Origin of the sequence: Flavihumibacter profundi, assembly GCF_020076305.1 — a bacterium.
GTDB lineage: Bacteria > Bacteroidota > Bacteroidia > Chitinophagales > Chitinophagaceae > Flavihumibacter > Flavihumibacter profundi.
This window is the reverse complement of sequence record NZ_JAIQXE010000001.1, coordinates 312752-327871: the sequence shown is the minus strand read 5'-3', so window position 1 is coordinate 327871 and position 15120 is coordinate 312752. Positions and strand designations below refer to the sequence as shown.

The following is a 15120-nucleotide window of genomic DNA, read 5'->3' as shown; positions in this document are numbered from 1 at the left end:
AAATTACCTAAACCGAAAATGATGTTCCGCAGCCACAGGTTTTACTGGCATTAGGATTGGTAAAGGTGAAACCCCTTGAATTAAGTCCATCCTGCCAGTCAATTTCCATTCCCATCAGGTATATGCCATGGGATTTATTCATGATGCAGGGTATGCCTTCAATTTCAAAATGTTCATCCGCTTCAGCTACATCATCAAAACCAAGAATATAACTTAGTCCGGAACAACCGCCTCCCTTTACACCAACCCTTAGTTGCTTATTGGTGTCGAAGCCAGGTTCATTCATCAACCGGTTTATTTCTGCAACCGCTCCGGCAGTAAGTGTAACAGGTGCCTGAATCAATGTATCCATGATCACTAATTTTAGCAAAAATAACATTTATCCGGTAAAAGGGTTCGTTAAGGTCAATACCCTTGCCTGCCTGCAGCAGTAAACCTGTAAAAAAAATTTGTTAAGACGCTCAAGCCGTTAAATTTGCTGCTTAATAGCCATTGCATGGAAACAAACACGATGATACTTATTGCCCTGGGTCTTCTGGTAATAATCGCCGGAGCCTATTTCTACTATTACCAGAAAGATAAAAAAGAACAGCCAGCTATAAAACCAGTAGTACCCGCATCCGATGGTGTAAATGACAAACAATTAAAATTACAGGCTTATGAACGCCTTGTCATACTTGCCGAGCGGATTGCCTTACCCAATGTAATAAGCCGCAATAATGAACCGGGACTGGACAAAAGAAGTATGCAGCAATTGCTGACACAGGCTATCAGGCATGAATTTGATTATAACCTGTCTCAGCAGATCTATGTAAGCACAGAAGCCTGGGATGCCATCCGTAACCTGAAAGAACAGAATATTCATATTATCAACCAGCTGGCATCTATCCTTCCACCGGAAACAAGTGGTGTGGAATTCAATAAAAAAATTATCGAATTCATCATGAGCCAGCCCCAGGGCTCCATGCATACCCTGGTCCAGGAAGCATTGAGCTATGAAGCCCGGAAACTGATGTCTTAGCGTTTGGAAGTAATTTGAAAAAAACAAGCTATGCCGGAAAAAAAAATTACCACGGACAGTGGTATTGAAATCAGGAAGATCTATCACGCAGAAGATCTTCCGCCGGGTAGCCTTGACCACCAGGAGCCAGGAGAATATCCCTTTACCCGCGGCGTCCAGCCCGATATGTACAGGGGGAAAACCTGGACAATGAGGCAATATGCCGGTTTTAGTACGGCAGAAGAAAGCAATAAACGCTACCATTACCTGCTTTCACAAGGTGTAATGGGACTAAGCGTGGCATTTGACCTCCCCACCCAGATTGGTTACGACAGCGACCATCCGCTTGCCGAAGGGGAAGTAGGTAAAGTTGGCGTGGCCATTGACAGTATAGAGGATATGCAGGCACTTTTTGCAGGCATTAATCCAGAAGAAGTCAGCACATCGATGACCATCAATTCTACCGCATTTATCCTGCTGGCCCAGTACGTTGTAATGGCAAAGCAAAAGGGAGCTGACCTGAAAAAAATATCCGGCACAATCCAGAATGATATTTTAAAGGAATATGCGGCAAGGGGCACTTATATTTACCCGCCAAAACCATCAATGCGCATTATTACGGATGTGTTTGAATGGTGCAGTGCAGAAGTACCGAAATGGAATACCATTTCCATTTCGGGTTACCATATCCGAGAGGCCGGTTCAACCGCGGTGCAGGAAGTGGCATTTACATTAAGTAACGGCAAAGCATATGTGCAGGCTGCCCTTGAGCGAGGCCTCGATATAAATGTACTGGGGAAGCGGCTTTCCTTCTTTTTTAATGCACATAACAACCTTTTTGAAGAAGTAGCCAAATTCAGGGCAGCGAGGCGTATGTGGGCATCTGTGATGAAATCGATGGGAGCTACAGACCCGCGGGCCATGATGTTAAGGTTCCATACGCAAACGGGGGGGAGCACCTTAACTGCACAACAGCCCCTGAATAATATCAGCAGGGTTACGCTGCAATCCCTTGCAGCGGTTTTAGGGGGCACACAATCACTTCATACCAATGGGTTTGACGAAGCCCTTAGCCTTCCTACTGAGGAGGCTGCCAGGACTGCCCTGCGCACCCAGCAGATAATAGCTTTTGAAAGTGGCGTTGCAGATACCATTGACCCCCTTGCAGGCTCATTTTTCATAGAAGCCTTAACCACAGAACTGGAAGAACATGCCTGGAAACTGATAGGGAAAATAGATGCCATGGGCGGCAGCGTCAGTGCAATTGAACAGGGTTTCATCCAGGATGAAATTGCCAGGAGCGCATTTGAATACCAGCGGCAAATTGAACGTAATGAGAAAATTATTGTTGGCGTGAACTCTTTCAAAACCTCAGAAAGCGGTACTATTCCCGTATTCAGGGTAGATGATTCCATCCGCCAGGTACAGATCCTGAAGCTCGACGCCTTCAAAAACGATCGCAATCCCGCGATGGTAGACCAGGTGTTACAGGATTTAAACGACAAAGCGGCCAGCGGGGAAAATATTATGCCTGCTGTCATAGATGCTGTTGAAAAAAGATGTACCCTGGGTGAAATTGCTGATGAACTAAGGAGTGTTTTCGGAGAACACAAGTAAGCAGGCATTATATTTCCGGCATCTCTGGGAATTTTAATAATTTACCGGGATAACCTTCCCAAAATGAAACTTAGTCTATCTCTCCTGTTTATCGTTGCACTTGCCATTCCCTCCATGTTACCGGCACAAACACCAATAACAGCCGATATTGAAGCAAGGGCTAAAGCCATCCTTCCTAAAGTAATCGAATGGCGCCGTTATATCCACGAGCATCCTGAACTAAGTAACCGGGAGTACAGGACAATGGAGTATATATCTGCTCACCTGAAATCTCTGGGCATTGAAGTACAGGAAAAAGTTGCGCTGACAGGTGTAGTAGGCATTTTAAAAGGTGGCAAACCCGGACCTGTAGTGGCTTTGCGGGCCGACATGGATGCTCTGCCGGTAGAAGAAAGGGGTAACCTTCCATTCAAATCCATAGTTAAGGCAGAATATCTTGGGCAAACTGTACCGGTAATGCACGCCTGTGGCCATGACAGCCATATTGCCATATTAATGGGTACAGCTGAGGTATTAGCTGCAATGAAAAAAGACATCCGGGGTACTGTGAAATTCATTTTCCAACCTGCTGAAGAAGGCGCACCCGGAACAGAAGAAGGCGGCGCACCACTTATGGTGAAAGAAGGTGTGATGGATAATCCAAAAGTAGACGCGATCTTTGGTTTGCATATTTCATCTATATTGGAAATTGGCCAAATCAGGTACAAAGCCGGTCCATTTATGGCTTCCTCCGATTGGTTCACCATTAAAATCAAAGGCAAGCAGGCACATGGTTCGGCTCCCTGGGGAAGCATCGACCCTATAGTGATTGGAACAGAAATCATTAATGGCCTGCAAACCATTGTCAGCCGGCAGGAAAATATCGTTAAAGCGCCTGTCGTAATCACTGTAGGCAAATTCCATAGCGGTGTAAGAAATAATATCATTCCGGAAGAAGCTATCCTGGAAGGAACTATCCGTACGCTTGACAGCAAGATGCAGCAGGATGTGCATGAGCGGATCAGGAGGACAGCGCAAAAAATTGCAGAGGCTTCCGGTGCATCCGCTGAAGTGAGCATTGATACAAAAACCTTAGTTACTTTCAATGATTCGACCTTAACCGCCATGATGGTTCCTTCACTTGAAAAAGCAGCCGGGAAAAACAAGACAGCTACGCAAAACTGGACAACCGGCGCTGAAGACTTTTCATTCTTCGGAACAAAAGCGCCGGCACTTTTCTTTAACCTTGGCGGTATGCCACTGGGAGGCGATCCGGAAAAAGCTGGTGGACATCACACGCCGGATTTTTATATTGACGACAGCCAGCTGGATGTTGGGGTTAAGGCATTTTGCAACCTGGTATTTGATTATGGAATGCTGAATCAAAAAACAAAAACAACCTCAGCAGTAAAAAAGGGGTCCTGATTTTTTTTATCTTAGTTGGGTTGGTAAATTTTAAACCTATTGCATTGCCATTTCATCCGCTGCAACTTAAAGATTCCTTCAGTTTGCTGTATGCTGAAAAAAACAGGGTTCCACTGATCCTGTTTTGCGGGCTGTATTGCTTTTTGTTCCTGTTTATATTCTCACCACATAATATGAGTAGCTGGTATGAAGGTGAATTCTTCGGTCCTGCTTTTGTATTACTCATTTTTTCAGTTAGCGGAATGGTTGCCTTGCTGGTATCGAGGTTTATCCTGGCCAGGATTTCTAAAGACCAGAACCTGATTAATGCGCAATATTTTTTATGGTTCCTGGGTGAGGTCCTGTTGGTGGCAGCTATTGTTACTTTAAGCAATGTATCCCTGCATAGTTACCTGACTTTTTCCATTGGCGAATACCTGGATACGCTCAGGTATTCATTTTTAATTATTATACCACCCTATGCTATCGCTTTACTATGGTTTTATACAAGGGAAAAAAGCCTGGAACTGGAAAAATTGGAAAATGCTATCAAAATTGATCAGAAAAAGTCGGGGCTGGTTGTCCTGAACGACGAGCAGAATAAACCAGTAATGACGATCGACCCCGGCAACCTGTTGATGATAAAATCTGAGGACAATTATGTGCAGGTATTTTATACAACGGGAAATGACCTGAAAAAAGAATTAATCCGTAGCTCCATCAAAAAAATTGAACCGCAAATAGCCAGTTATGGTTTTGCAAGGACCCATAGGTCATATATCGTTAACTATGCTAAAGTAATCCTTTTTAAGAAAAACTCCAAGGGTTACCATATCTGCATTGATGGACTGGAAAACCAGGTTATTCCGGTATCGGCTTCCTACCTCCCTTCCTTTAGCAATATGGTTCCTTTAACCAGCTGAATTCACCCCTAATAGCAGTATTTCACCCCAAAACATGACCGGGCGCAGCTTTTAATAGTTGCTTAAATTATTATTGAGGCTGATAAAATTACCGAAACAATAAGGATTGCTGATTAGTTAAAATTAATTATTTGTATCATATGAAAAAATGTATAGCAAGTATTGCTTTGCTTATGCTGACTGCTTTTTCGGTATTGGAAGCACAGCAGGTGCTGACAGGCACTGTAAAAAACAAACAAACGAAGGAAGGCATCCCTGCAGTTTCAGTAACTGTGAATGGAACACAGGATGGCGGCTATACAAATGATAAGGGAAATTTCCGCATTACCACCAGCAAATCATTCCCGCTTACCATTTCTGTAAGTACAATTGGATATGCCAAAAAGGAAATACTTGTATCCACTGCCAACCAGGTTATGGCTATTGAACTGGAACCTGTTTCCACCCTTGGACAGGAGGTGGTTGTTTCCGCCAGCAGGTTTACCCAGAAAAAACTGGAATCTCCGGTTACCATTGAACGCATAGGGTCCAAGGATATCATCAACTCACCCCAGCCCAACTACTTTGATATGATCCAGGGCCTGAAAGGTGTTGATGTAACCACTTCAAGCTTTGTTTTTACCACTATTACCACCCGCGGTTTCAATACCAGCGGTAATAGTAACTTCACCCAGATTGTGGATGGGATGGACAACCAGGCTCCCGGACTCAATTTCTCATTGGGATCCGTAATTGGTTTGTCTCAATTGGATGTGGATAATGTTGAGTTGTTATCGGGTGCATCATCAGCTTTATATGGTTCCCGCGGATTAAACGGGACATTGATTTCTACCGGTAAAGACCCATTTAAATACCAGGGACTGAGTTTCCAGATTACCCAGGGAGTATCACATATCAAAAAAGGGGTTAGCAATGATCCGCTTGGCCCATCCCCGGTATATGACTGGGCGGTTCGCTGGGGTAAAAAAGTAAACGACCACCTCGCCTTTAAAGTCAATTTTCAGTATACGCAGGCGAAAGACTGGATTGCAACTGATACCACCAATACCCGCGGACCAGGAAACAGTTATACTGATCCAAATTACAATGGTGTGAACCTCTATGGGGGAGCGACATCTGTCGATATTAACCCGTTTTTAATGGGGGCATTACAGGCAAATCCGTCTTTAGCGCCTATTATTGAACCATTGCTGGCACAGGCAAATCCCGTAGCCCGCACCGGTTATACGGAATACAATTACCTCGACAGTGATGCCAGATTATTTAAGGGAAATGCTGAAATCCGGTATAAAATCAATTCCAGGCTGGAAGCCATTGGATCAGGAACTTTCGGAACAGGTAATGCGGTATACAGCAATGATACCCGATACCAGTTAAAGGATTTCCAATTAGGCCAGTACCGGCTGGAACTGAAATCAGACCATTGGTTCCTCAGGGGCTATACAACACAGGAGAATTCAGGCAAGACGGTAGTGGCAGGTTATACAGCCCAACTGATCAATGAAGCCTGGAAGCCCAGTTACGATGCCAATACCGGTGATGGCTGGTATCCCCAATATACAGGGGCATTGCTTTATGGGCTGGCAACAGGCTCCAGCTATACAGATGCCAGCTTTGGAGCGCGCCAGTTTGCAGACCAGGGAAGACCAGCGCCAGGCTCTGCCCAACTGTATAAAATGAGGGATAGCATTTCACAATACCCATCAAATATGGGTGGCACCCAATTTCTTGATCGCAGTAAACTGTACAATTTTGAAGGTCAGTACAATTTTTCATCGATTATAAAATTTGTTGACCTGATTGCAGGAATGAATTACCGGGTTTACTCCCTTAACTCAAAGGGCACTTTGTTTCCGGATGCAGATGGACCAATCTCGGTTAAGGAATACAGTGCCTATGCACAATTATCCAAGAAACTGCTGAACAACCGCTTAACCCTGGGCGCATCATTACGCTGGGATAAGAACAGCTTATTTGAAAAACCACAGCTTACTTCAAGGTTATCGGCAGTAGTTGAGGCAGACAAAAATAATTTCATCAGGCTCTCCTACCAGAATGCCTATAGTTTCCCGAATAATATCCAAACCCTGCAAAGCACGCTTCAGGGCACTTCCCCACAATATTATTCATCGGGTGGTTCTTCCTACCTGCTGAACGATGTTTATCATTTCGACCAATATCCCGCCTATACTTATACCAGCGTACAGGATTACCAGAATTCAGGCGATATTAATAAACTGGAAAAAATTAACTTACAGGATATTAAACCTCAATCAGTGAATGCCTTTGAATTGGGTTATTCTTCACTAATCGCCAAAAAAATATTGGTGGATGTCCTAGGGTATTATTCCACCTGGAAAAACTTCATAGGCTATACGAACGTTGCGAATACTCCGGGGACTACGGATGTAAATGCCTTCAATGATCCCAATAAGTATGCGATTTATAATATTTCCTACAACAACTCCTATACTGTAAATACCTATGGCTATGCAATAGGCATAGGTGCAGACCTTAGCTCAAATTTCCTGATCAAGGGAAATTTCACTTCCGATTACTTTAAGAACAGGGATAGCAGCCAGGTAAACAATTTCAATACACCGAATTATAAATTCAATATTGAGTTTGGCAATACCGGCTTCGGGCCAAAACAGCGGTTTTCTTTCGGGACAACTTTTCGCTACAAACCTGCATTCTTTTACCAGGTCGGATTTGGCAGTGGCACAGTTCCCGCATCCGCAGTATTTGATGCAATGGTCAGTTACAAGCTTATTGAAGCAAGATCATTTATAAAACTGGGGGCCACCAACCTTACCAATAAATATTACCGGAACGGGTTTGGTAATCCGGCAATCGGCGGAATGTACTTTGTAACCTATGCCTATAATGTATTTTAATAAATTAAAAATCATTTTCACCATGATAAAGAATCGCATCATCAATTCCATTCTTTTACTTACTTGTGTTGCAATTATTTTTACAGCCTGTAAAAGTAACCCGGAAGAAAAAACCAGTGAGTTCAAAACAACCCTCAGTTTCGGTCCGGGTGAAGAAGATAAAATTATGGAGGCCTTCCTGTCGATTAAAGACAGCACAAAGATCCAGTTTAAGGAAGGCAGGTACAACTTTAACCGGTTAAGTATAAACCAGGGAAAAAATATAGTATTGAAAGGTGCCGGACCTGATAAGACTATATTTGATTTTTCTTCACAAACCCAGGGTGGTGAAGGGATGCGGATAACCGATGTAATTGGGTTTAGCATTAGCGGAATCCGTTTACAGGATTCTAAGGGTGACCTGATAAAACTGAACAAATGCACTGATGTAGTCATTGATAGCGTGCATGCTATCTGGCATGTAGCAGATTCTACCAGTGGAGGTTATGCGATTTACCCGGTGTTATGTAAAAATGTCCTGATTGACCATTCTTATGCAGAAGGTGCATCTGATGCAGGCATTTATGTTGGTCAGACCCAGGGGGCAATTGTACGCAATAGCAAAGCCTCAAAAAATGTTGCCGGATGTGAAATTGAAAACACCAGTGACGCACAGGTGTATGATAATGAGTTTTATGGTAACACTGCAGGTTTCCTGGTATTTGATTTACCCGGATTATCTCAAAGAGGCGGAAATACCAAAGCTTATAACAATTACCTGCATGATAATAACAATAAGAATTTCGCCAAAGCAGGTAGTTTTGGAACAGCCTGGGGTGTAGGAAATGCTGCACCGGGAAGCGGAATCATTATCCTGGCAACATCCAATGTTGAGTTATATAAAAACAGGATCATTAATAATAATTCATCGGCAATCTCCATCGCATCCGGACTAACCGTAGATGACAAGGCAATGGAAAAGATCAACCCGGCTTATTTCCCTATTTCCCGTAATATCAGCATACATGACAATATCATGGAGATGGGTAATGCATTTCCACAGGAAGCATATACGCACCACATGGGACAAATGCTGGTGGGGGTAGAACAAAAATTAGCCCAGCAGGACCCATCCCGCAAAAACCAGCGTATCCCTTTCATTTTGTATGATGGCGTTACTACCAATATCATTAATAAGGGGACAGTCGCTAATCCGGATTCTATATGCATCAGGCAGGATGGCGCCAATATTTTTGTAAACGCCGACATTATTAATATCAAGTCGAAAAACTGGCATCCGAATACTGATATCAAACCGTTTACCTGCAAGTAAGTGTTTAATTAACCATGAGAAAGAGTATCATTTGTGTAATTGGGTTAACCGTTTCCTGCGCAATTGCTGTTATGCAGTTGCAAAGTTGTAAAAATGGCGTTAAGCAGCCCGAAACAAGCGTTAGCAAAGAGTTCCAGTTCAAAGAAAAACTATCAGACTACGGTTTTTTTACAGGCCGGATAAAAGAATTAAAACCTGCAGCCGGGCTTATCAACTACGAACTGGCCACTCCCCTTTTCTCTGATTATTCTGTGAAGGACCGGTTTATATATTTGCCAAAGGGACAAAGCATGAAATTCATATCTGATGGTTTACTGGATTTTCCTGATTCCACAATCATCATAAAAAACTTTGCTTACCTGAATAAGAATAAGGAAAAAGTGATGCTTGAAACCAGGTTGCTGGTGAAGGATCCTGGCGACAAGACCTGGAAAGTAATGGCCTATTTGTGGAACCAGGAGCAAACAGATGCCGAAAGATTTATTATCGGTAAAAAAATCCCGATTGAATTACTGGATACAAAGGGGCAATTGGTTGCCACGAATTACCAGGTGCCAAATACCAACGATTGCAAATCCTGCCATGTTAACAACAGTAAGTTAACGCCTATTGGCCCGAAAGCGAGGAACCTGAATTTCACGAGGGCGGGTGAAAACATTAACCAATTGGCCACATGGGCGGCAGCAGGACAATTGATCGGATTACCAGCTTTAGACAAAGTAACCCGCATGCCCGATTTCCGCGACAGTGTACATTATTCACTCGACCAACGGGCCAGAGCCTATCTAGATGTGAATTGCGCGCACTGCCATACAAAAGGCGGGGATGCCTATAATACCGGCTTATTCCTCGAATATGAACAACACGACCCTAATTTCCTGGGCATCATGAAATCACCTGTGTCAGCAGGGGGCGGCGCAGGCGGAATGAATTTCGATATTGTTCCGGGGAATGCAAAAGCCTCTATCCTTGCCTATCGAATGAACAGTGTTGAACCAGGTACGGCAATGCCTGAACTGGCCCGTACATTGATTCACCACGAAGGTGTAGACCTCGTGGTGAAATGGATAAATGCAATGAATGGGCAATTTAAAAAAAGCAGAAATTAATCCTGATTATTGCGCATCCTTAACACAACGGAAACCTACTGTGGCATTCCGTTCAAATCCCTGCGACATACGCAATAAATGTTGCCGGTAATGCAGTTCACGCGGTCCGCCCTGTACATACCACCAACTGCTGGATGGCTTAAAATAACTTCCACCTTTCATGATTATATACCGAAAACTTCCGCTCATATATTCATCATTCGTCAGTTGCCATACGCACCCGGTAAGATCGTATAATCCATAGGGATTCACCCCTTTTTTATACTTACCAACGGGATACAATTTGCCATCTCCCAGGTTGCAAAGGGATGAGTCAATCCCTTCCAGTGCAGAAGTTGATAAAGTATTGGTAACATATTCAATCTTCCGCTTCACAGGTAATTCCTGTTTCCATGGCCATTCGTTAGCTCCGGGAGTCTGGGCGGCATATTGCCATTCAATTTCAGTTGGCAGGCGCTTCCCGGCCCATTTGGCATAAGCCTTTGCATCCTCATAACTAATGTATACAACCGGGAAATTTTCCTCTCCCGATTTAATCCTGTTTTTCTTCCAGTGTTTTAAATAGTTCGCAGTATCTGATGGTTTATACCCGGTTGCATCGAGGAATTTCTTATACATGGAATTGGTCACAGGGTATTGGTCCATATAGAAACCGGGCATATTAAAACTACTATCGATATCCTGTTGCGGATAAGGAATGAATTCATCGCCATGGGTTGCTTTGAAAGTGAAATTTCCAGCCGGGATTTTAACCATTCCCGAAGGTGGATTCAGCGCCGTTGGCGTTTTTTTGACCAGGGATGTCCTGCGTGCCTCACCGGGTTTTACAGATAAAACAGTTTCATCAAGCAGGATACCATCATTCAGTAACTGAATAATGAAATCACCTTCAAAACGGCCGAAATGCTCATTTAGCATTACCTCATTTTTACCTGGTTTCAATAAAAGAGGTTTTTTTGAATATGCAGGAACACCAGGCCAGATGCGGACCTCATCACCCTGACGCTCTGTATTAACAGTTAGCAGGTCTCCGTTCCTGCCTGCCTTTATCAATTCAGGTAATTTGGCAATACAGTCAACTTCACCTTCATTATTTGTACCCAGGAAAACTTTATTAAATGGATTGGTTGTTGCCTCAATCAGCCATTTGTCACTCTCTTTTTTGGGGGTAAGCAGGCGATGGTGCCAAATATCAACAAAATGATAATTGCTTGCAGGCTCCACCTCAAAAAGGTAACCATTATATCCTTCAGGATTAACGCTGTAAATGGTATAGATCGTTTTATCTTTTAAAGGCCATTTATTCACCCAAATATTTTCCGCGGTGGTTGAAATAAGTGGTATCCAGTCCTTGCCGGTGAAATTATAAGTATTCTCACGCAGTATCCTTGTTGTCTTTCCCAGGAATGCATATTGTTCTTCTACCCAATCTGGCTGGCCTGGGGCCATGATATTTAGTTCTGTGCCATATCCATTGAAGAAAGAAGTGGCAAATTCGCGCTGGATGCGTTCTTTATACAATTCAGCAACACGATAAATAGCAAATTCCGGTTTGATGAGTTTATTGAGATTAAGCATTGGCGGGTAATACAATGCATTATGAACCCGACCCGAAGGAATCCCTGACATATCTTTTGGCACCGCCATCCCTTCGCTGTACATAATCACCCCATTTCGTACTTTATCGGCAGCATGCTGCAATTCTTTACTGGACTCCCCTTTGGTATCCAACACTACCCCATCAGCCGCCGTTTCTGCAATCAGGTCTGAGATGCCGCTAAAGTGGTTTTCATTCCTGGTACTTTCATCCCAGGGATTATAGCACACAAATAATTTTACCTTTCTGTGATGTAACTCGTCAGAGAGATGATGAATTTGCCTGGTACCACCGGGCAGGTCCCGGAACAGGTCAAACTGGTTGCGCTGGTCAAGACCGAGTGTTGGCCAGGTTGGCCAGATACTTATAATATCATCCCCACCATATAATTTCTTACCGCGTTCAACAAAATCAAGCAGGTTGAATTTACCGGTTTTTGTATCATAAAAAAACTTATCCCATGTCATCATAAGATGCATCACATAAGAATGACGGATCCATTGAAGGTCTTTTCGTTCAAATAATGAATTGTCAAAATTGGTCACATCATATAGCATCCTGCCCTGGAAAATGTGGGTCAGTGCATCCTGCCAGTTACCAGTTGCCGTTTCTGCATAAAAATCATATTTCACAGATCCGCCAGGATACAGAATTGTCTCGAATCTTGTGCGGCTACCTTTCTCAATACTTGCGCGGTTGCGACGAACCAGGCTCACTAAATTCATATCCTTAGCAAATGAGAAGGAACAATAGCCCATATCCCAGGCATTATCAGGTACAATAACATTAACCGGCTGTTTTCCCGGGAGGAAGAGATGGGTGCGGCTCAGTTCATGATCCCCTTTTCCGGTGATATACACATGGTCTGTTGAAATTCCGAAGGGTACAATATTTTCCAGTTTAACCGTATCTGAAGTAATATTCCTAAACAGTATGACCCCTTTTAATCCTTGTGCCTGCCGGTCTAATTTCATCCATTGAACCAGGATACCACTGTTGGAGTTATTTCCGCCGGCCACATATTGCCTGCTGTTAGCAACGAAACTTACAAGCGGCAAGGCCGCTGGCAGGGTTTCAGTATGACCTCCGGCTAAAATTTGCGTAATAGAAAGTGAATCACCGGTAAACCCCAGTCCCGTAAGTTCTGATTGTGCAGTTGCCTGGTAACGAATTAACATGCAACCAATAAACAGAAAAAATAATTTGTTCATAATAAAAAATGTATCGTTAAAATTAACCTGACATTTAATAAAAGGTGAGATTTTCCCCTGATCACACTTATCGGACAAATTGTTTACCCCTTAAACATAAGTCATATCACGTACTTCCTATTGCTGCCATCAAAGAAAAAGAATGGATTCTGGAAATTATACAATCCATGAAAAAGGGGATGGCCGGGTGGTAATGGAGATGTTTGGTAAACAGGTTCATTGACATACAGCCATATCGAATACCTGAAAAATCAGCCGGAAGTAGAAATCACATTAATTCCATATGGCTGAACAACTTTACGCATAAGCCAGTTCCCGGTAGTACAATAAATAACAGTAACCTGCCAGCAGGCTAATAAAATACTAGCCCTTTTTCTGTTCTTTCGCCCAGGTATCTTTCAGGGTTACTGTCCTGTTAAAGACGAGCTGATTCGCAGTGCTATCCCTATCAAGGCAGAAATATCCTTTGCGCAGGAATTGGTAACGGTCATTAAAGCCGGATTGCAGGAGGGACGGTTCTGCGTAAACACGTCCAATTACCTGCAGGGAATCTGGATTAATATAATCTTTAAAATCGCCTTCTTCACTGGATGGATCTTCCACTTTAAAAAGACGGTCATATAAACGGAGTTCAGCACTTACTGCATGTGCAACGCTAACCCAATGCAATGTTCCTTTCACATTAATGCCTGAGGTATCTGAACCACTGCGACTTTCAGGAATATAACTGCAATGGAGGGCAGCAATTTTACCAGCCGCATCCTTAATCACTTCATCACATTTTATGATGTATGCGCTTTTCAACCGAACCATTTGCCCAGGTGCCAGCCTGAAATATTTCTTTGGTGCAACTTCCATAAAATCGTCCGCTTCAATAAATATCTCGCGACTGAAAGGCAATTCCCGGTAAGTGACAGTTTCAGCTTCCGGATTGTCTTCACTAGTCAACATTTCCACCTGCCCTTCAGGGTAATTCGTGATCACAATTTTCAGGGGATCAAAAACCACCATACGGCGGTGTGCAATATTATTCAGGTGTTCGCGGATACAGAATTCCAGCAAGGACACATCAATCATGTTCTCACGTTTGGCTATGCCAATACGATCACAGAAATCACGGATGCTTTCAGGAGTATATCCCCTGCGACGCAAACCGCTAATAGTAGGCATCCGCGGATCATCCCATCCTGTTACATGATTATCATTGACCAATTGCAGCAATTTACGTTTACTAGTCACCGTATAGTTCAGGTTGCGGCGTGCAAACTCATATTGCCGGGATGGATAAATTTCCAGTTTTTCGATTATCCAGTCGTATAACTCACGGTGAGGTATAAACTCCATCGTACACAATGAATGCGTGACCTCTTCAATAGAATCACTTTGTCCATGTGCGAAATCGTACATCGGGTAAATGCACCAGGCATTACCTGTTCGGTGGTGGTGCGCATGTTTAATACGGTACAATATAGGATCACGCATAATCATATTGGGATGCGCCATATCGATTTTTGCCCGTAAGGTGCGGCTGCCATCGGGAAACTCACCCTGTTTCATCCTTGCAAACAGATCGAGGTTTTCGTTCACACTGCGGTTGCGGAAAGGACTATTGGTTCCAGGTTCAGTTGGTGTCCCTTTTAGCGCTGCAATAGCTTCGGAACTGGAATCATCAACATAAGCCAATTCTTTTTTAATAAGGGTAATGGCGAACTCATATAATTTCCCGAAATAATCAGAAGCATACAATTCATTCTTCCAGTTGAAGCCAAGCCATTTGATATCTTCCTTAATGCTGTCAACAAATTCAGTTTCTTCTGTAACCGGGTTAGTATCATCAAACCGCAGGTTGGTATATCCTGGGTATTTTTTTGTAAGTCCGAAATTCAGGCAAATACTGGAAGCATGCCCTATATGCAGGTATCCATTAGGTTCCGGCGGAAAACGGGTAATAATCTGCTGGTATTTACCTGCTGCCAGGTCAGCTTCAATAATCTCTTCAATAAAATTCAGGTTCTTTTCTTCTTCCTTCTTTAGTTCGTGCATACAAATTGCTCCTTTGAGTGGGCGAATT

Annotated in this window: 10 protein-coding genes; 7 read left to right on the top strand and 3 right to left on the bottom strand. The window is 43.3% G+C overall.

Annotated features, from left to right (window positions below; translation table 11 throughout):
* Positions 1-7: 7 nt before the first annotated feature.
* Positions 8-352: a HesB/IscA family protein gene (locus tag LAQ65_RS01395; RefSeq protein WP_224115139.1), complete on the bottom strand. Its 345-nt coding sequence runs from the start codon at positions 350-352 to the stop codon at positions 8-10.
* A gap of 144 nt (positions 353-496) precedes the next feature.
* Here LAQ65_RS01395 and LAQ65_RS01390 point away from each other — a divergent pair, with 144 nt between their 5' ends.
* From LAQ65_RS01390 to LAQ65_RS01360, 7 genes are all read left to right on the top strand, one after another.
* Positions 497-1021, top strand: a complete 525-nt coding sequence (locus tag LAQ65_RS01390; RefSeq protein WP_224115138.1) for a DUF7935 family protein — start codon at positions 497-499, stop codon at positions 1019-1021.
* Positions 1022-1051: 30 nt separating this feature from the next.
* Positions 1052-2617 carry an acyl-CoA mutase large subunit family protein gene (locus LAQ65_RS01385; protein ID WP_224115137.1) on the top strand — a complete coding sequence of 522 codons (1566 nt, stop codon included), beginning with the start codon at positions 1052-1054 and terminating at the stop codon, positions 2615-2617.
* Between the two features lie 63 nt (positions 2618-2680).
* Entirely contained in the window at positions 2681-4021 is a 1341-nt protein-coding gene (locus LAQ65_RS01380) for an amidohydrolase (protein WP_224115136.1), read from the top strand.
* A 44-nt stretch (positions 4022-4065) separates the two neighbouring features.
* Positions 4066-4923 (top strand): LytR/AlgR family response regulator transcription factor, encoded by an 858-nt coding sequence (locus LAQ65_RS01375; RefSeq protein ID WP_224115135.1) that lies wholly within the window; start codon positions 4066-4068, stop codon positions 4921-4923.
* Positions 4924-5063: 140 nt separating this feature from the next.
* Positions 5064-7820, top strand: a complete 2757-nt coding sequence (locus LAQ65_RS01370; RefSeq protein WP_224115134.1) for a TonB-dependent receptor — start codon at positions 5064-5066, stop codon at positions 7818-7820.
* Between the two features lie 22 nt (positions 7821-7842).
* Entirely contained in the window at positions 7843-9132 is a 1290-nt protein-coding gene (locus LAQ65_RS01365) for a parallel beta-helix domain-containing protein (RefSeq protein ID WP_224115133.1), read from the top strand.
* Between the two features lie 14 nt (positions 9133-9146).
* Positions 9147-10241 carry an SO2930 family diheme c-type cytochrome gene (locus tag LAQ65_RS01360; protein ID WP_224115132.1) on the top strand — a complete coding sequence of 365 codons (1095 nt, stop codon included), beginning with the start codon at positions 9147-9149 and terminating at the stop codon, positions 10239-10241.
* Positions 10242-10247: 6 nt separating this feature from the next.
* Here the strand turns inward: LAQ65_RS01360 and LAQ65_RS01355 are convergent, their stop codons facing one another.
* A complete protein-coding gene (locus LAQ65_RS01355; RefSeq protein ID WP_224115131.1) occupies positions 10248-13049 on the bottom strand; it encodes a formylglycine-generating enzyme family protein in 2802 nt (933 codons plus the stop codon).
* Between the two features lie 363 nt (positions 13050-13412).
* Positions 13413-15092 (bottom strand): glutamine--tRNA ligase/YqeY domain fusion protein, encoded by a 1680-nt coding sequence (locus tag LAQ65_RS01350; RefSeq protein ID WP_224115130.1) that lies wholly within the window; start codon positions 15090-15092, stop codon positions 13413-13415.
* Between the last annotated feature and the right edge of the window lie 28 nt (positions 15093-15120).

What these genes read in the sequence shown, in the direction of transcription:
- LAQ65_RS01395 (WP_224115139.1), bottom strand. Translation starts at nt 352, where the DNA reads ATGGATACATTGATTCAGGCACCTGTTACACTTACTGCCGGAGCGGTT.
- LAQ65_RS01390 (WP_224115138.1), top strand. Translation starts at nt 497, where the DNA reads ATGGAAACAAACACGATGATACTTATTGCCCTGGGTCTTCTGGTAATA.
- LAQ65_RS01385 (WP_224115137.1), top strand. Translation starts at nt 1,052, where the DNA reads ATGCCGGAAAAAAAAATTACCACGGACAGTGGTATTGAAATCAGGAAG.
- LAQ65_RS01380 (WP_224115136.1), top strand. Translation starts at nt 2,681, where the DNA reads ATGAAACTTAGTCTATCTCTCCTGTTTATCGTTGCACTTGCCATTCCC.
- LAQ65_RS01370 (WP_224115134.1), top strand. Translation starts at nt 5,064, where the DNA reads ATGAAAAAATGTATAGCAAGTATTGCTTTGCTTATGCTGACTGCTTTT.
- LAQ65_RS01365 (WP_224115133.1), top strand. Translation starts at nt 7,843, where the DNA reads ATGATAAAGAATCGCATCATCAATTCCATTCTTTTACTTACTTGTGTT.
- LAQ65_RS01360 (WP_224115132.1), top strand. Translation starts at nt 9,147, where the DNA reads ATGAGAAAGAGTATCATTTGTGTAATTGGGTTAACCGTTTCCTGCGCA.
- LAQ65_RS01355 (WP_224115131.1), bottom strand. Translation starts at nt 13,049, where the DNA reads ATGAACAAATTATTTTTTCTGTTTATTGGTTGCATGTTAATTCGTTAC.
- LAQ65_RS01350 (WP_224115130.1), bottom strand. Translation starts at nt 15,092, where the DNA reads ATGCACGAACTAAAGAAGGAAGAAGAAAAGAACCTGAATTTTATTGAA.